This is a genomic window from Variovorax sp. Soil_C_17, from assembly GCF_057657265.1.
The window spans coordinates 210,077-227,876 of record NZ_JBDGIT010000003.1 but is presented as its reverse complement, the minus strand read 5'-3'; the positions used below and the strand labels follow the sequence as shown (position 1 = coordinate 227,876).

Here is a 17,800-nt window from a genome sequence, read left to right as displayed (position 1 = left end):
ACCATGCTGCTGACACGCAAGTCGACCGCCGTCCCGCGCGACGGCGAACCGCTTCATTCTTCATCCGCTGCCTCGCCCTTCGTCCACAGCCTGCGGCGCGGCCTCGCGAACGCCTTGCCGACCATGGACCGGCGTGCCTTCCTGCGGCGCTCGGGCCTGGGGGTGGGCGTCGGCCTGGCCGCCGGCCAGCTCACGCTGATGCGCAAGACGCAGGCCGCCGAGGGCAAGCCGGCGGCCGTCGGCGCCGGCAAGATCGAGGTTCGGCGCACGGTCTGCACCCACTGCTCGGTCGGCTGCGCCTCCGACGCCGTGGTCGAGAACGGCGTCTGGGTCCGGCAGGAGCCGGTGTTCGACTCGCCGCTCAACCTGGGCGCCCACTGCGCCAAGGGCGCCGCGCTGCGCGAGCACGGCCACGGCGAGTACCGGCTGCGCTATCCCATGAAGCTCGTCGACGGCAAGTACCAGCGCATCGGCTGGGATCAGGCGCTCGACGAGATCACCGCCAGGCTCAAGGAGCTGCGCCAGGCCAGCGGGCCCGATTCGGTCTACTGGATCGGCTCCAGCAAGCACAACAACGAGCAGTCGTACCTGCTGCGCAAGTTCGTCAGCTTCTTCGGCAGCAACAACTGCGACCACCAGGCGCGCATCTGCCACTCGACCACCGTCGCGGGCGTTGCGAATACATGGGGCTACGGCGCCATGACCAATTCGTACAACGACATGCGCAACTCGAAGGTGGCGATGTACATCGGCTCCAACGCGGCCGAGGCGCATCCGGTGAGCATGCTGCACCTGCTGCACGCAAAGGAAAACGGCTGCAAGGTGATCGTGGTCGACCCGCGCTTCACCCGCACCGCAGCCAAGGCCGACGAGTACGTGCGCATCCGCTCGGGCTCCGACATCCCCTTCCTCTTCGGCATCCTGTACCACATCTTCAAGAACGGCTGGGAAGACAAGAAGTACATCCATGACCGCGTCTTCGGCATGGACGAGGTGCGCGCCGACGTGATGGCCAAGTGGACGCCCGACAAGGTCGAGGAGGCCTGCGGCGTCAAGGAGGCCCAGGTGCTGAAGGTCGCGACCTGGCTCAACGAGAACCGGCCCGGCACCGTCGTCTGGTGCATGGGCCAGACCCAGCACTCCATCGGCAATGCCATCGTGCGCGCCTCCTGCATCCTGCAGCTGGCGCTGGGCAACGTCGGCAAGTCGGGCGGCGGCACCAACATCTTCCGCGGCCACGACAACGTGCAGGGCGCCACCGACGTCGGGCCCAACCCCGATTCGCTGCCCGGCTATTACGGCATCGCCGAGGGCGCCTGGAAGCACTTCGCCTCCGTCTGGGGCGTGGACTTCGAGTGGATCAAGAAGCAGTTTGCCTCGCCCGCGATGATGAGCAAGCCGGGCATCACGGTCTCGCGCTGGATCGACGGGGTGCTCGAGAAGAACGAGCTGATCGACCAGGACGCCAACCTGCGCGGCGTCTTCTACTGGGGCCATGCCCCCAACTCGCAGACCCGCGGCCTCGAGATGAAGCGGGCCATGGACAAGCTGGACCTGCTGGTGGTGGTCGACCCGTACCCCTCGGCGACCGCGGCCATGGCCGCCATGCCGGGCCGGCCCGAGGACCTGAATCCCAATCGCGCGGTCTACCTGCTGCCGGCCTGCACCCAGTTCGAGACCAGCGGCTCCGTCACCGCCTCGAACCGCTCGCTGCAGTGGCGCGAGAAGGTCATCGAGCCGCTGTGGGAGAGCCGCAGCGACCACATGATCATGCAGCAGTTCGCCGACCGGCTGGGCTTCGGCAAGGAGCTCAGCAAGAACTACAAGATGCAGAAGGTCAAGGGCATGGACGAGCCCATCCCCGACGACATCCTGCGCGAGATCAACAGCAGCTGCTGGACCATCGGCTACACGGGACAAAGCCCCGAGCGGCTGCAGGCCCACATGCGCAACATGGGCGCCTTCGACGTGCGGACCCTGCGCGCCAAGTCGGGCAAGGACAAGGTCAACGGCTACGACCTGTCGGGCGACTACTTCGGCCTGCCCTGGCCTTGCTACGGCACGCCTGCGCTCAAGCACCCGGGCAGCGCCAATCTCTACGACACCTCCAGGCACGTGATGGACGGCGGCGGCAACTTCCGCGCCAACTTCGGCGTGGAGCGCAACGGCAAGAACCTGCTGGCCGAGGACGGCTCCCACTCGCTCGGCGCCGAGATCACCACCGGCTATCCGGAATTCGACCACGTGCTGCTCAAGAAGCTCGGCTGGTGGGACGAGCTCACGGATGCCGAGAAGGCCAAGGCCGAGGGCAAGAACTGGAAGACCGACAACTCGGGCGGCATCATCCGCGTGACCATGAAGAACCACGGCTGCCACGTGTTCGGCAATGCCAAGGCGCGCGCGCTGGTGTGGAACTTCCCCGATGCGATCCCGCAGCACCGCGAGCCGCTCTACGGCACCCGGCCCGACCTCATGGCCAAGTACCCGACGCACGACGACAAGATGGCCTTCTGGCGCCTGCCCACCCTCTACAAGAGCGTGCAGCAGAAGAACATCGCGGACAAGGTCGCCGAGAAGTTCCCCTACATCATGACTTCCGGACGGCTGGTCGAGTACGAGGGCGGCGGCGAGGAGACCCGCTCCAACCCCTGGCTCGCCGAGCTGCAGCAGGAGATGTTCGTCGAGATCAATCCGAAGGTCGCGGCCGAGAAGAACATCCGCAACGGCGAGCGCGCCTGGGTGCACACGCCCACCGGCGCCAAGCTCAACGTGCAGGCGCTGGTCACCGAGCGGGTGGGGCCCGACACGGTCTTCATGCCCTTCCATTTCTCCGGCCGCTGGCAGGGGGCCGACATGCTGCCCTACTACCCGGCGGGCGCGGCGCCGGTGGTGCGCGGGGAGGCGATCAACACCTCGACGACCTATGGCTACGACAGCGTGACCATGATGCAAGAAACCAAGACCACGGTCTGCAACATCGAAAAGGCCTAAGGCAAGACTATGTGCCCCCACGCTCATCATTTCGTGTATTCGCTGCCCCCCGAGGGGGCGCACGCCTCCTTTGAGGCGGCTCGGCAGGAGGCATTGCCATGGCAAGAATGAAATTCGTCTGCGATGCCGAGCGCTGCATCGAATGCAACGGCTGCGTCACCGCCTGCAAGAACGAGAACGAGGTGCCCTGGGGCGTGAACCGCCGCCGGGTGGTCACGCTCAACGACGGCGTGCCGGGCGAGAAGTCGATCTCGGTGGCCTGCATGCATTGCTCCGACGCGCCCTGCATGGCCGTGTGCCCGGTGCAATGCTTCTACCGCACGGAAGAGGGCGTGGTGCTGCACGACAAGGACGTGTGCATCGGCTGCGGCTACTGCTCCTACGCCTGCCCCTTCGGCGCCCCGCAGTTCCCGGCCCAGGGCACCTTCGGCGCGCGCGGCAAGATGGACAAGTGCACCTTCTGCGCCGGCGGCCCCGAGGCCAACGGCTCGCAGGCCGAGTTCGAGAAGTACGGCCGCAACCGCCTGGCCGAGGGCAAGCTTCCGGCCTGCGCCGAGATGTGCTCGACCAAGGCGCTGCTCGCCGGCGACGGCGACGTGGTGGCGGACATCTTCCGCACCCGCGTGCTGCACCGCGGCAAGGGCGCGGAGGTGTGGGGCTGGGGCACGGCCTATGGCTCGAAGCAGGCCGGCACGCCGACCAACGGGAGCACGAAATGAGGCGCGCGACCCGGTTCGCGGCCATGGCGGCGGCCGTGGCGCTGCTCGCGGCCTGTGGCGAGAAGCCGCAGACCAACGCCCAGGGCGTGAAGTACGACGCCGCGCCCTGGACAGGCACCAGCACCGGCTCGAACGCCGGCACGCAGGCGGCTGCCGGCACCGCGTTCACCGCCTCCGGCTGGAAAGTGGGCGACCCGAACGCCTGGCAGCGACAGCTGAAAGTTCGAACGCAGAACGGCCAGAACGACTACACCCGCGACAACTGAAAGAACGCAAGGAGGCTGCATGAGCTGCATGAAGAAGCTGCTGAACGCCCTGGCGCTCACGGCCGCGCTGGCGTCCGGCCTGGCCGCGGCGCAGGCACAGAATCCCGCCGCCGGCGGTGCGGTCAGCGGCACGCCGGCGCCGCAGGCGCCGTCGGTCCAGGCACCCGCGGCGCAGCAGCCCGGTGGCATCCGCAGCCAGAACATCTTCGACGTCAAGCCCGAGGCCAGCGCCGATCCGAACTACTTTCAGCAGAGCAACGCCGAGCGCATGAAGGTGCAGCCCGGCAACAACGCGCCGATGTGGCGGCAGGTCGGGCAGGGCGTGACCGGCCACAGCAGCCTGCCTGTTTCGCAGGCGCCCGAGGCCGGCAACCTGATCCAGCCCATGGTGAAGTACCCCGGATCGCGCTTGACCAACGCCGGCGAGGCCTGGCGCCAGGTGCGCAACGAGTGGATCATTCCCTACGGCGCGGCCCTTCTCTTCGTGATGCTGCTGGCCATCGCGATCTTCTTTTTCACGCGCGGGCCGATCGGCCTGCACGGCACGGAGACGGGCCGCAAGATCGAGCGCTTCACGCCCTTCGAGCGCGCCACCCACTGGTCCAACGCGATCGCCTTCGTCACGCTGGCGGTCTCCGGCCTGGTCATGGCCTTCGGACAATTCTTCCTGCTGCCGATCATCGGCGCCTCGCTCTTCGGCTTGCTGACCTACGCGCTCAAGACCATCCACAACTTCGTCGGGCCGCTGTTCGTGGTCACGCTGGTGCTGATGTTCATCACCTTCGTGCGGGACAACCTGCCGCGCGTGGCGGACCTGAAATGGCTGGCGAAGGGCGGCGGCCTGTTCGGCGGCAAGGAGGTGCCTTCGCACCGCTTCAATGCCGGCGAGAAGGTGGTGTTCTGGGGCGGCATCCTGGTGCTGGGCAGCATCGTGGCCGCCTCGGGCTTGTTCCTCGACAAGCTGCTGCCGGGCTTCGTCTACACGCGCGGCGAGATGCAGATCGCGCACATGGTCCATGGGGTGGCGACGATGCTGATGATGGCGCTGATCATGGGCCACATCTACATCGGCACGCTGGGCATGAAGGGCGCCTACCATGCGATGCGCCACGGCTATGTCGACGAGACCTGGGCCCGCGAGCACCACGAGTATTGGTACGAAGACATCGCTGCCGGCAAGATCCCGGCGCAACGCAGCGCCCCGGCCCACGTCACCCCGCCGGTGAACACCGCCCGCATCGAAGGAAATCCCTCATGAAGAAGATCGTGATCGCCTGCGGCCTCGCGCTGGCCGGCAGCAGCGCATTCGCCAAGCTGCCCGCGCCGCCGGCCACGCCCGAAGCCAAGGCCAAGGCCGCGGAAGCCGCCGCCCGCACGGCGTGGAGCGGCAAGGTCGAGGCCTACCAGCTTTGCCAGGCGCAGGACCGCGTGGCCGCGAAGTACCGGGAAAGTGCGGCGGCGGCCGGCAAGCAGCTGGCGGCGCCGGCCGCGCCTGCCTGTGCCGATCCGGGTCCTTTCGCCTACACGCCGCCCGAGCAAAAGCCGATCGAGGCCGCGGGCGCGCATTCGCCGGCCGGCAACGCGTCCTCGCCCCCCAACACCAACCAGCCGGCCGCGGCGGCGAATCCCACGCCCAAGCAGTGAGCCCCGCGCTCCCGCGCCTGAGTTCGGCGCGCGCGCCCCTGACGCGCGAGGTCGAGATCGTCGACGAGCACGGCGAGCGCGGCCGCGTCTCGATCCCGGCCGAGCGCGACCTCACCGTCTATGTGGACCGCCGCGAGCTGGTCACGTTGATGACGCTCGGCGCCCAGCCCGAGCTGCTGGTGCTGGGCTACCTGCTGAACCAGCGGCTCATCGAGTCGGCGGCCGACTGCGAATCCATCACCGTCGACTGGGAAGTCAACGCCGCCGCCGTGAAGACGCATGCCGGCATCGACCGCATCGAGGAGCGCACTGCCAAGAAGGTGGTCACCACCGGCTGCGGGCAGGGCAGCGTGTTCGGCGAGCTGATGGCCGGCATCGAGCAGCTTGCGCTGCCCGCGACGCGCATGCGGCAGGCGCAGCTCTATGCGCTGGTCAACGCGATCCGGCTCCAGGAGAGCACCTACAAGTCGGCCGGCTCGGTGCACGGCTGCGCCCTGTTCACGCTCGGCGAGGGCGACGACGACGCCCGCATGCAGTGCTTCGTCGAGGACGTGGGCCGCCACAACGCGATCGACACCATCGCCGGATGGATCGCGATGCAGCCGGCCGGACGGCTCGAAGGCGGGCGCGTGTTCTACACCACCGGGCGCCTGACCAGCGAGATGGTGATCAAGTCGGCCCAGATGGGCGTGGCCATCGTGGTCTCGCGCAGCGGCATCACGCAGATGGGGCACGAGGTTGCGACCCGGGTCGGCCTGTGCGCGATCGGGCGCGCGACCCACAAGCGCTTCGTCTGCTATGCGGGGGCCGAGCGGCTGGAGCTGCAGCCGGAGCTGGCGCTTCGGTAAAGCCGCGAACTCGGCGCCTGGCCCCGGGGTCCAACGATCCCCTTCGAGGAGGTCGCCATGAACAGACTCATCCTGGCTGCCCTGTTCGCCGCCGCGGCCGCGGCCGCCATGCCCAGCTTCGCGCATCGAGGCGGCGGGCACCAAGGCCGCGCCTTCCATGGGGGTGCTTTCCACGGACATGGCTTCCGCCCGGCGCCATTCCGCGGCGTTGCCGGCTTTCCTGCGCACCGGGGATTCTTCCCCAGGCATCACCATCACCGTTCCGCCGTCTTCGTCGGCGCCGGCTTCGCATTCCCGGCCTACTACTATCCGAGCTATTACCCGCGTTACCCGGCCTACTACCCGAGCTACTACCCGGCCAGCTACGCCGTGCCTTACACCGTCTACGGCGTGCAGCCCGTTCCCGTCGCTCCCGGACCCGTCATGCGGCTGTACTGCCCCGATCCGGCGGGCTACTTCCCGGCGGTTCCCGATTGCAAGCAGGACTGGGTCCAGGTGCCGCAGGAGACGGACGACGCGCCTCGTTGATCTGATTGCCCCTCGCCGCACGATCCCGCGCCTGCATCGGCTATCGTGCGCTCCATGAATGCCTCCGCCCGTCTCGGCTGGCGCACGCTCTGGCGCGACCTGCGCGCCGGTGAGCTGCGTCTTCTCATCGTCGCCGTGGTCCTCGCCGTCGCCGCGCTCACCGCCGTCGGCTTCTTCGCCGACCGGCTCAAGGGCGGCCTCCAACGAGATGCACGCCAGCTGATCGGCGGCGATGCGGTCCTGGCCAGCGACAACCCGACGCCCGCCCCCTTCATCGAGCGCGCCCGATCGCTCGGCCTGCAGACGGCCGGCACCTATGGCTTCCCCACCATGGCGCGCGCGAGCGAAGCGCAGGGCGGCGCGACCAAACTCGTCGCGCTCAAGGCGGTGGAGCCCGGTTATCCGCTGCGCGGCAGCCTGCAGGTCAGCGACGCACCCGACACGCCCGGCGCGCCCACGCGCGAGGTGCCCGCGCCCGGCGAGGCCTGGGTCGATGCCCCGCTGCTGGAAGCCCTGGCGCTCAAGATGGGCGACACGCTGCTGCTGGGCGATGCCGGCTTGCGCATCGCGCGCGTGATCACGCTGGAGCCCGACCGCGGCGCCGGCTTCATGAGCTTCGCGCCGCGCGTGATGCTCAACAAGGCCGACGTGCCGCGCACCGGGCTGGTCCAGCCGGCCAGCCGCGTCAGCTACCGCTTCGCAGTGGCCGGAGACACCCTTGCGGTGAAGCGCTTCAGCGACTGGGCCGACGCGACCCTCAAGAAGGGCGAGCTGCGCGGCATCCGGCTCGACTCTTTCGAGAGCGGCCGTCCCGAGATGCGCCAGACGCTGGAGCGCGCCGAAAAATTCCTCAACCTGGTCGCGCTGCTGGCGGCGCTGTTGTCGGCGGTGGCCGTGGCGCTGGCGGCGCGCGGCTTCGCGGCCAACCACCTCGACGACTGCGCCATGCTGCGCGTGCTGGGCCAGAGCCAGCGCACCATCGCCCAGGCCTATGCCTTCGAGTTCGCCGCCATCGGCCTGGCGGCCAGCGCGCTCGGCGTGGCCATCGGCTTCGCCGTTCACTACGTGTTCGTGCTGCTGCTGGCCGGACTGGTCGAGGCCGCGCTGCCCGCACCCAGCCTGTGGCCGGTGGCCTTCGGCCTGGGCATGGGGCTCACGCTGCTCTTCGCCTTCGGACTGCCGCCGGTGCTGCAGCTCGCGCAGGTGCCGCCGCTGCGCGTGATCCGTCGCGACGTGGGCAACCTCAAGCCGGCCTCGATCGCCGTGCTCGGGATCGGCGTGGCCGGCTTCGCGGCCCTGCTGCTGGCGGCCAGCAGCGACCTCAAGCTGGGGCTGATCGCGGTCGGCGGTTTCGCCGGCGCCGTGGCGGTGTTCGCACTGCTGAGCTGGGTGGCCGTGCTGCTGCTGCGCCGCAGCGTCAACGAGACCACCGCGCCGCGCTGGCTGGTGCTGGCCACGCGCCAGATCTCGGCGCGGCCGGCCTACACGGTGGTCCAGGTCAGCGCCCTGGCCGTCGGCCTGCTCGCGCTGATCCTCCTGGTGCTGCTGCGCACCGACCTGGTCGCCAGTTGGCGCCGCGCCTCGCCGCCCGATGCGCCCAACCGCTTCGTGATCAACGTGATGCCCGACCAGGGCGAAGCCTTTCGCCAGGCGCTGCAGGCCGGCGGGGTGAAGAAGTACGACTGGTACCCGATGATCCGCGGCCGGCTGGTCGCGATCAACGACAAGCCGGTCTCGCCCGACGACTATGCGGACGACCGCGCCAAGCGCCTGGTCGACCGCGAGTTCAACCTCAGCAACGCGGCCGAGCGGCCCTCGCACAACGAGGTGGTGGCCGGCAGCTGGGCGCCCGAGAAGCAGGGCGAGGTCAGCGTGGAGCAGGGCCTGATGGAGACGCTGGGCCTCAAGCTCGGCGACCAGCTGCGCTTCGACATCGGCGGGCAGCAGAGCGACGCGCGCATCACCTCCGTGCGCAAGGTCGACTGGGGCTCGATGCATGCCAACTTCTTCGTCATGTACACCGTGAGCTCGCTGGGCGACGTGCCCGTCACCTACATGAGCGCCTTCCGCGCGCCGGACCGTCCGGGCTTCGACAACGCGCTGGTGCGCACCTTCCCCAACGTCACCAACGTGGACATGAGCGCCACCATCGGCCAGGTGCAGCGGGTGCTCGACCAGGTGATCCGCGCGGTGGAGTTCCTGTTCGGCTTCACGCTCGCGGCCGGCCTGGTGGTGCTGTTCGCCGCGGTCACCGCCACGCGCGAGGAGCGCGCGCGCGAGTTCGCGGTGATGCGTGCCGTGGGCGCGCGCGGCAGCCTGCTGCGCCAGGTGCAGCGCGCGGAGCTGGTGGGCGTGGGCCTGCTGGCCGGCTTCCTGGCCAGCATCGTGGCCTCGCTGATCGGCTGGGGCCTGGCGCGCTTCGTGTTCGAGTTCAGCTGGACCGCTTCGCCACTGGTGCCGGTGACCGGCTCGCTGGCCGGTGCCGTGCTGGCGCTGGCCGCCGGCTGGTGGGGGCTGCGCGAAGTGCTGCGGCGGCCGGTGGTGGACACGCTCAGGCGCGCGGCCGAATAGCACCGGCGAACGCGCTTGCGCCCCGCGAGGAAGATCGCCACACTGCTTGCAGCAGCGTCCGCGCGGTGCCTGAGCGGAGACTGGTCGCGGTCACGCGTCGGGCCATGCGGTCGCGCGATCTGATTCCATGGTTTACGCGCTCACGAAAATCCGGACCCCTGCCTTTCGCGCGGGCCTGGTCGAGCGTGCCGAGCTCGAAAGCCGCCTCGGCGAGGCGCTGCTGAACCGACACCTCACCTTGCTGGTGGCGCCGGCCGGCTTCGGCAAGACGGCAGCCCTGTCGCGCCAGCTCTCCCTGCTGCCGCACGGCTGCATCTCGGCCTGGGTCGCGGCCGACGAGCAGGACGACTTGCCGCGTTTCGTGACCTGCCTGATCGACACCCTCGAGGCCTATGACCCGCCCTGGCGCGTCGCGCCCGAAAGCCTGGCGGAGCAGGCCTGCATGCCGGGCGGGCTGGGCCTGGCGGTCGGGGAGATCGCGAATGCGCTGGGCGCCATGAGTGTCGACCACGGCGTGATCGTGTTCGACGACATGCACACGATCCCGGACCCCAGGATCTTCGAGTTCCTGCGCAAGCTGCTGGAGCTGGCGCCGCTCAACTGGACCTTGGCCATCTCGTCCCGGACGCCGCCGCCGCTGCCGCTGGCCCGAATGCGGGCGCGTCGCGAGCTGGCCGAATTCGGCCAGGCCGACCTGAGGTTCACGCCGCAGGAAACCCGGCTTCTCCTGCGCGAGTCGGGGCAGGCCGACAGCGACGGCATGGTCGAGCGCGCGCTCGGGCGCACCGATGGATGGATCGCCGGCCTCTGCCTGATCCTGGATGCGGCCGGGCGATCGGCCGAGTCGGCGGCAGAGCTGCGACTGAGCCAGCGGCATCTGTCCGACTACCTCGCCAGCGAGGTCTTCGACAGGCTCTCGCAACCGTGGCAGCTGTTCCTGATGCGCTGCTCGGTGCTGCCCGAGCTCAGCGCCGCCCGCTGCGCCAAGGTGAGCGGCAACCCGCGCGCGGCCGAGATGCTGGAGGAGATCGAGCGGCGCGGCCTGTTCGTGTCGGTGCTCGACGCCGACGAGCTCATGCTGCGCCTGCACGATCTCTTTCGCACGTTTCTCGAGGAACAGCTGAAGCGCCAGCGGCCGGAGGAGCTGCCGCAGCTGCTGCGCCTGGCGGCCGAGGACGAGTCCGACACGGCGCGCAAGCTGGGCTATCTTCTGCGCGCATCGGCATGGCGCGAGGCCGAGGACATGCTGGTCGCCGTCACGCCGTCGATGCTCGCGCAGGGCGACGGGATGAAGGTGGACAGCCTCTTGAAGCGGTTCCCGCAGGGGCCGCAGGCCGAGTCGCCGCGCCTGGCCTATGTGCGCGGCCTGCTCGCTTTCGGCGAGCTCAGTCCCGAGCTGATGGTGCACATGCGCGAGGCGGCCCTCAAGTTCGAGCGAGAGGGCGACCTGCGCATGGCGCGGCGCGCGCTCGCGCTCTCGGCCTATGGCGGCGCCTTGCAGCGCTTCCAGGCCCACGCGGCGGAGGTTCTCGCCACGCTCGAGGACGCCCCGCCGGACCTGGAGACCGACGCGGCCAGGTTGGCGAGCCGGTACTGGGGTGCCGTGGTCAGTGGTCCCGCTGCCGCGGCCGAAGACCACCTGCGGCGCCTGGTGAGCCTGCTGGAGGACGGCGGAACGCCGGCGCTCTGGTTCCGGTTTCTCCCCTACATGTTCGGCAACTACGTCACGCCGGCCTTTCCCGAACTGGTCAGGCGGGTCGTGGCCGGCGCCCTGCGCGCCGCGGGCGATAGCCATGTGCCGCTGCAGCTGCTGGCGCGGAGCAACGAAGCCTGGCTGCTGCTGTGGGAAGGCCGTGTCGCCGAATCCCGTGCGCTGGCCGTGCAGCTGGAGGCGGACGAAAAATGGGCCGGGCGTCCGCGCCATGCCCGTGTCGGCTCCTGGATTCTTGCCGTGGCCCAGGCGATGGTACGTGGCGATCGGGAGGCCATTCATCTCGTGATGAGCGACAAGAGCTACTTCAAGCACTTGCCGCGCCTGGAGCTGGTCACGCGTGGCGCCGCGGCCAGCGTCGTGGAAGACTGGGCCACCGTCCGGGAGGTCCTCGAAAGCCTGCGCGGCATGGACATGCGCGGTTCGTACTGGGAGCCTTTTCCGCCTCTGCTCGAGGCCCAGCTCGCCTTGCACGAACAGCGTGTCGAGGATGCGCTGCACTTGCTTCGCGAATGCGTCGAGACGTCCCAGGACATCGACCGCTTCGGCTTCGATGCGATGGTGCGCAGCACACTCGCCATGGCGGAGATGCGCGCCGGGCGGCCGCAGGCGGCCTGGGCCGCGATGGAACCGCTGGTGGCACGGACCCGGCGCACCGGCCTCATGTGCGGGGTGCTGATGTGCGGGCCGCGCGTTCTGGCCGAGCTGGTGCAGGCGCCGTGGGGCTCCGAGGTGCCGGAGGAAGCCCAAACGGAGATGCGGCACTGGGCCGCGTTGTCGGTGCAGGCGCAGGGAAATGCGAAGCCGGACGCGCCCAAGTCTGCACTGCCCGATTCGAAGGTGCTGACCCCCCGCGAAATGGAGGTTCTGGAGCGCATCGCCTCGGGCGACAGCAACAAGCTGATCGCCCGGGCGCTCGACCTCAGTCCCCATACCGTCAAGCGGCACGTGGCGCGCATCCTGGACCGCCTGGACCTGGCCTCGCGTGGGGCGGCAGCGGCCTGGTTCCGCGAGTTGGGGGTGCGATGAGGAGTGAACGAATGACGAACGAGACGCGCCCCGCCGTGCTGGACTTGATCGGCAACACGCCGCTGGTGCCGGTCACGCGGCTGGACACCGGCCCCTGCACCCTGTTCCTCAAGCTCGAGTCGCAGAACCCCGGCGGATCGATCAAGGACCGCGTGGGCCTGGCGATGATCGATGCGGCCGAGCGCGACGGGCGCCTGAAGCCGGGCGGCACGGTGGTCGAGGCCACCGCCGGCAATACGGGCCTGGGCCTGGCGCTGGTGGCGCGCGCCAAGGGCTACCGCGTGGTGCTGGTGGTGCCCGACAAGATGGCCACCGAGAAGGTGCTGCACCTGAAGGCGCTCGGCGCCGAGGTCCACACCACCCGCTCGGACGTGGGCAAGGGCCATCCCGAGTACTACCAGGACTATGCGGCGCGGCTTGCCGGGGAGATCCCGGGAGCCTTCTTCGCCGACCAGTTCAACAACCCCGACAACCCGCTCGCGCATGCCGCCAGCACCGGGCCCGAGATCTGGCAGCAATGCGGGCACGATGTGGATGCGATCGTCGTCGGCGTCGGCTCCGGCGGCACCGTGACCGGGCTCACGCGCTATTTCCGCGAGGTTCAGCCCGCGCTCTTCTTCGTGCTGGCCGATCCGGCGGGCTCGGTGGTCGCGGAGTACACGCGCAGCGGCACCGTGGGCGAGGCCGGGTCGTGGGCGGTCGAGGGCATCGGCGAGGACTTCATCCCGGGCATCGCCGATCTCTCCGGCGTGAAGAAGGCCTATTCGATCACCGACGAGGAAAGCTTCGGCACTGCCCGCGAGCTGCTGCGGGCCGAGGGCATCCTGGGCGGCTCGTCGACCGGCACGCTGCTGGCGGCGGCGCTGCGCTTCTGCCGCGAGCAGACCCGGCCGCTGCGGGTGGTGAGCTTCGTGTGCGACACCGGCACGCGCTATCTCTCGAAGGTCTACAACGACCAGTGGATGCTCGACCAGGGCCTGCTCGCGCGCGAGCGCTTCGGCGATCTGCGCGACGTGGTCTCGCGCCGCTTCGAGGACGGCAGCGTGATCAGCGTGGGGCCCGAGGACACGCTGCTCACCGCCTTCCAGCGCATGCGCCTGGCGGACGTGTCGCAGCTGCCGGTGCTCGAAGGCACGCAGCTGGTCGGCGTGATCGACGAGTCCGACCTGCTGCTGAGCGTTCACGCGGACGCGAGCCGCTTCCGCGCCAGCGTGAAGAGCGCGATGACCGACCTGCCCGAGACCCTGCCTTCCAGCGCCAGCCTGGCCGAGCTCGAAGCGGTGCTCGACCGCGGGCTGACAGCGATGATTTCGGACGAGGCCGGCTTCCACGGCCTCATCACGCGCACCGATCTCTTGAACCATCTCCGGAGAAAGCTGAAGTGAGCCAAGACAAGGACCCGCACGCCCCGCTCGGCTTCGCCACCCGCGTCATCCATGCGGGCCAGGCGCCCGATCCCTCGACCGGCGCGATCATGCCGCCCATCTACGCCACCTCCACCTACGTGCAGCAAAGCCCCGGCGTGCACAAGGGCCTGGACTACGGCCGCTCGCACAACCCCACGCGCTGGGCGCTGGAGCGCTGCGTGGCAGACCTCGAAGGCGGCTCGGCGGCTTTTGCCTTCGCCTCGGGCCTGGCTGCGATCTCGACCACGCTGGAGCTGTTGGACGCCAATGCCCATGTCGTTTCGGGCGACGATGTCTATGGCGGCACCTTCCGACTGTTCGAGCGGGTGCGTGCGCGCAGCGCGGGGCACCGCTTCAGCTTCGTCGACCTGACCGATCCGGTGCGGCTGCTGGAAGCGCTGACACCCGAGACGCGCATGGTGTGGGTCGAGACGCCGACCAACCCCTTGCTGCGCCTGGCCGACCTGCGTGCCATCGCGGCAATCTGCCGCGAGCGCGACATCCTCTGCGTCGCCGACAACACCTTCGCCAGCCCCTGGGTGCAGCGGCCGCTGGAGCTGGGCTTCGACATCGTGGTGCACTCCACCACCAAGTATCTCAACGGCCATTCGGACGTGATCGGCGGGATCGCCGTGGTCGGCCGCGAGGAGCGCCACGCGGCCTTGCGCGAGCGCCTGGGCTTCCTGCAGAACTCGGTGGGTGCGATCGCCGGGCCCTTCGACAGCTTCCTCGCGCTGCGCGGCGTGAAGACGCTCGCATTGCGCATGGAGCGCCATTGCAGCAGTGCGCTGGCGCTTGCCCAGTGGCTCGAGGCGCAGCCGCAGGTGGCGCGCGTGCACTACCCGGGCCTGGCCTCGCACCCGCAGCACGCGCTGGCGCGGCAGCAGATGCGGCAGGGCTTCGGCGGCATGATCTCCGTCGACCTGAAGACCGATCTCGCCGGCACGCGGCGCTTTTTGGAAGCGGTACGCATCTTCTCGCTGGCAGAAAGCCTGGGCGGCGTCGAGAGCCTGATCGAGCACCCGGCCATCATGACGCACGCCACCATCCCGGCCGAGACGCGTGCGCGGCTGGGCATTGGGGATGGGTTGGTGCGGCTGTCGGTCGGGGTCGAGGATCTGGAGGACCTGCGGGCCGACCTGCGGCAGGCGCTGGAGAAGATCTGATTTTGCGATAGGGGCTTGGAAGGGCGCTCATGTGCCTGCGCGCTGCAAAGGAGCCCACGGGTCCGCTGCGGCGCGCCAAACGCAGGTGCGCGGGGGCCGGAACCGGAGTCCGGGTTGGTATTCGGATCAACCCCGCCGTGTCCTCCGCGGAAGGTGGTTTGCGGGCCGGGCGATTTCTGGGGCGGTGAGGAGCGCAGTCTGGGGGCGGGCGCGCCTGCCGAAGGACAGGCGCGCTTCGTTGTCTAGCTCGCCGCGGCTGTTTGAGCAGAGTGAACGCAGTGAACGTCGCGAGTTCCGCGGCGCCGCCCCCAGACGAGCACCGCAACGAAGTCGGCGCGTAGCGACGACCGCCCCAGTATGAGCCCGGACCGCAGACCGCCTTCCGCGGCGCGCCCGCCTGCATCACTGCCTGTATTGAACGCAAAGTCCTTCAAGTCAGGCGCCAAGATCACCCGCAAGGTTGGCCAGCGTCTCCGGCGCGATGACGATCATCGCCGGGTAGTTCGTGTGATCGCACCCCAGCTTGACCTGCGCACCCGCGCGCACCGCCGCGCGCGCCGCATCGTCGAACTCGAAGCGCAGGAAATGCACCGCCGAGGTCTTCTCGTCGGTCTCGCGGTCCAGGTCCTCGTCGGCGATGGCGTAAACGCGCGGATGGCCCTCGACCTCGACGAACATGCGGTCTTCCACGCCGATGAGGCGCGCCAGCTCGCGCTTGCGCTCGTGAACGTCGGTGTACTCGATCAGCATGGTCGCCTTCCAGTTGCTGCCGTCGGGCACCAGCGGCAGGTAGGCGTCGATCTCGCTGCGGATGCCGTCCTCCTCGAAGATCTTCTCGATGTGCAGCATCTCCTGGATCTGGCGCCGGATGGTGGTCTCGTCCTCGAACTGCACGCTCACATGGTCGCCCAGGCGCACCGTGCGCAGCTTGCGGTGGGCGATGGACTCCGGGGCGCTCGACTTGCGGATCTTGGCGTAGGCCTCCAGCGTCATCAGGGTGTCGGGGGTGATGGTCATCGTGGCTACTCCAGGCCGTAGGCCATGCGCACCAGGCTCAGCGGATGCTGCAGCTTGGCAGCCGCCAGCCCATCTTGCGCCATGCCCTGCGCGATGTGGTGGCCGGCCAACGCGCAGTCGGAGCTGATGTAGTCGGGCTCGTTCTTGCCCATGGACTTGAACACCGGCTTGCCGATCTTCATCGCCACCGGGTGGTAGGGCGTCTTCACGCCGTAGGTGCCCGCATGGCCTGAGCATCGCTCCACCGTGTTGAGCTGCACCGGCACCGTCTGCCCGATCAGCTTGAACATCTCCTCGGTCTTGCGGCCGATCTTCTGCACCCGCCCGTGGCAGGGAATGTGGTAGCTGAGCTTGCCCAGCGGCGTCTTGAAGTCGGTCTTGAGCAGGCCGTCCTTGTGGCGTGCCATCAGGTACTCGAAAGGGTCGTACATGGCCTGCTGCACCAGCTTCACGTCGGCGTCGTCCGGGAAGAGCAGCGGCAGTTCCTGCTTGTACATCAGCGTGCAGGAGGGGACGGCCGTGAGGATCGCGAAGCCTTCCTTCGCGTATCGGGCCAGCACGGGGATGTTGGCCTCCTTGTGCCGGGCCACGCCATCGAGGTCGCCGAGCTCGAACTTGGGCATGCCGCAGCAGCTCTCCTTCGAGACGATCGTGTAGGGAATGCCGTTGTGCCTGAGCAGCTTGATCAGGTCGAAGCCGATGCCGGGCTCGTTGTAGTTGACATAGCAGGTCGCAAAGATCGCGACCTTGCCGGGTGTGCGCTCGCCGTCGACCACCGGCGGCGCCGCGTCGTCCTTGGGGGCGCTCCAGCGGAAGCGCTTGGTCGCCAGGTCGGGCAGCCAGGCATTCGGGTGTACGTGCAGCGCGCTGTCCAGGAGCCTGCGCATGGGCTTCGTCCTGTTCAGCGCATTGACCGCCTGCACCACCACCGGAATGCCCGCGAACTTGCCGTGCACGTCGGTGGAGGCCAGCAGCTTCTCGCCACCCGCGACGCCGCCGTTCCTGAACTTGATGGCCTTGGCGCGCAGCATGGTGTGCGGAAAGTCCACGTTCCACGGATGCGGCGGCACGTAGGGGCACTTGGTCATGTAGCAGAGGTCGCACAGGTAGCACTGGTCGACCACGCTGCCATAGTGCTTGGGATCGACCCCGTGCACCTCGCCGTCCTCGGTGGCGTCGACCAGATCGAAGAGGTTCGGGAAGGCCTGGCACAGGCTGACGCAGCGGCGGCAGCCGTGGCAGATGTCGAAGATGCGCGTCATCTCGCGCTCGCACGCGGCCTGGTCGTAGAACTCGGGGTTCTTCCAGTCCACCGGGTGGCGCGTGGGCGCCTCGAGATTGCCTTCTCGACTCGTCATGGGATGGCCCGTGGCCGGGCGCATGGCGCCGGCGGACGCTGTGCCCGGTGAAGAGCCCTTCGTCCGTCAAGCGCTCGCGCGCGGCTCAGTCGACCAGCGCCTCGAGCGCCTTGGTGTAGCGGTTGGCGTGCGAGCGCTCGGCCTTGGCCAGCGTCTCGAACCAGTTGGCGATCTCGTCGAAGCCCTCTTCGCGCGCTTGCTTGGCCATGCCCGGGTACATGTCGGTGTACTCGTGGGTCTCGCCGGCAACGGCAGCCTTCAGGTTGAGGCGGCTGTCGCCGATCGGCAGGCCGGTGGCCGGGTCGCCCGAGCCGTGCTCGAGGAACTCCAGATGGCCGTGCGCATGGCCGGTCTCGCCTTCGGCGGTGGAACGGAACAGCGCCGCGACGTCGTTCTGGCCTTCGACGTCGGCCTTGTTCGCGAAGTAGAGGTAGCGTCTGTTGGCCTGGGATTCGCCTGCGAAGGCGTCCTTCAGGTTCTGCTCGGTTCTCGATCCTTTCAAGTCCATGGCTATCTCCTGGGATTGGCTAGGCATGCAAAGTGGAA

14 protein-coding genes are annotated in these 17,800 nt (G+C 68.9%); 11 read left to right on the top strand and 3 right to left on the bottom strand.

Annotated elements, in window-relative coordinates; translation table 11 throughout:
• The first annotated feature begins 3 nt into the window (after nt 1–3).
• From AC3A6Y_RS16155 to AC3A6Y_RS16105, 11 genes are all read left to right on the top strand, one after another.
• On the top strand, nt 4–2,991 hold the full coding sequence (locus AC3A6Y_RS16155) for a formate dehydrogenase subunit alpha (RefSeq protein WP_487869254.1): 2,988 nt from the start codon (nt 4–6) through the stop codon (nt 2,989–2,991).
• A 98-nt stretch (nt 2,992–3,089) separates the two neighbouring features.
• Nucleotides 3,090–3,710, top strand: coding sequence for a formate dehydrogenase FDH3 subunit beta (fdh3B, locus tag AC3A6Y_RS16150; RefSeq protein WP_487869253.1), 621 nt, complete (start codon nt 3,090–3,092; stop codon nt 3,708–3,710).
• Nucleotides 3,707–3,976, top strand: a complete 270-nt coding sequence (locus AC3A6Y_RS16145) for a hypothetical protein (RefSeq protein ID WP_487869252.1) — start codon at nt 3,707–3,709, stop codon at nt 3,974–3,976. The genes fdh3B and AC3A6Y_RS16145 overlap by 4 nt, the downstream gene beginning before the upstream one ends.
• A 28-nt stretch (nt 3,977–4,004) precedes the next feature.
• Nucleotides 4,005–5,234: a formate dehydrogenase subunit gamma gene (locus tag AC3A6Y_RS16140; RefSeq protein ID WP_487869950.1), complete on the top strand. Its 1,230-nt coding sequence runs from the start codon at nt 4,005–4,007 to the stop codon at nt 5,232–5,234.
• Complete coding sequence (locus AC3A6Y_RS16135) at nt 5,231–5,620, top strand: hypothetical protein (RefSeq protein ID WP_487869251.1); 390 nt, start codon at nt 5,231–5,233, stop codon at nt 5,618–5,620. The genes AC3A6Y_RS16140 and AC3A6Y_RS16135 overlap by 4 nt, the downstream gene beginning before the upstream one ends.
• Nucleotides 5,617–6,468 (top strand): formate dehydrogenase accessory sulfurtransferase FdhD, encoded by an 852-nt coding sequence (locus tag AC3A6Y_RS16130; RefSeq protein ID WP_487869250.1) that lies wholly within the window; start codon nt 5,617–5,619, stop codon nt 6,466–6,468. Before AC3A6Y_RS16135 ends, AC3A6Y_RS16130 begins: the two co-directional genes overlap by 4 nt.
• A gap of 57 nt (nt 6,469–6,525) precedes the next feature.
• The gene (locus AC3A6Y_RS16125; protein ID WP_487869249.1) at nt 6,526–6,996 is read left to right on the top strand and encodes a hypothetical protein; all 471 of its coding nucleotides are present in this window, start codon (nt 6,526–6,528) and stop codon (nt 6,994–6,996) included.
• A gap of 54 nt (nt 6,997–7,050) precedes the next feature.
• A complete protein-coding gene (locus tag AC3A6Y_RS16120) occupies nt 7,051–9,567 on the top strand; it encodes an ABC transporter permease (protein WP_487869248.1) in 2,517 nt (838 codons plus the stop codon).
• 127 nt (nt 9,568–9,694) lie between these two features.
• Complete coding sequence (locus tag AC3A6Y_RS16115) at nt 9,695–12,307, top strand: helix-turn-helix transcriptional regulator (RefSeq protein WP_487869247.1); 2,613 nt, start codon at nt 9,695–9,697, stop codon at nt 12,305–12,307.
• An 11-nt stretch (nt 12,308–12,318) separates the two neighbouring features.
• The gene (locus tag AC3A6Y_RS16110) at nt 12,319–13,692 is read left to right on the top strand and encodes a pyridoxal-phosphate dependent enzyme (RefSeq protein ID WP_487869246.1); all 1,374 of its coding nucleotides are present in this window, start codon (nt 12,319–12,321) and stop codon (nt 13,690–13,692) included.
• Nucleotides 13,689–14,879 (top strand): trans-sulfuration enzyme family protein, encoded by a 1,191-nt coding sequence (locus tag AC3A6Y_RS16105; RefSeq protein ID WP_487869245.1) that lies wholly within the window; start codon nt 13,689–13,691, stop codon nt 14,877–14,879. Before AC3A6Y_RS16110 ends, AC3A6Y_RS16105 begins: the two co-directional genes overlap by 4 nt.
• A gap of 435 nt (nt 14,880–15,314) precedes the next feature.
• On the opposite strand, the gene AC3A6Y_RS16100 is transcribed toward AC3A6Y_RS16105, so the two are convergent.
• From AC3A6Y_RS16100 to AC3A6Y_RS16090, 3 genes are all read right to left on the bottom strand, one after another.
• Entirely contained in the window at nt 15,315–15,896 is a 582-nt protein-coding gene (locus tag AC3A6Y_RS16100) for a DUF3501 family protein (RefSeq protein ID WP_487869244.1), read from the bottom strand.
• A 5-nt stretch (nt 15,897–15,901) separates the two neighbouring features.
• Complete coding sequence (locus AC3A6Y_RS16095; protein WP_487869243.1) at nt 15,902–17,254, bottom strand: (Fe-S)-binding protein; 1,353 nt, start codon at nt 17,252–17,254, stop codon at nt 15,902–15,904.
• Between the two features lie 85 nt (nt 17,255–17,339).
• Entirely contained in the window at nt 17,340–17,762 is a 423-nt protein-coding gene (locus AC3A6Y_RS16090; RefSeq protein WP_068680194.1) for a rubrerythrin family protein, read from the bottom strand.
• Between the last annotated feature and the right edge of the window lie 38 nt (nt 17,763–17,800).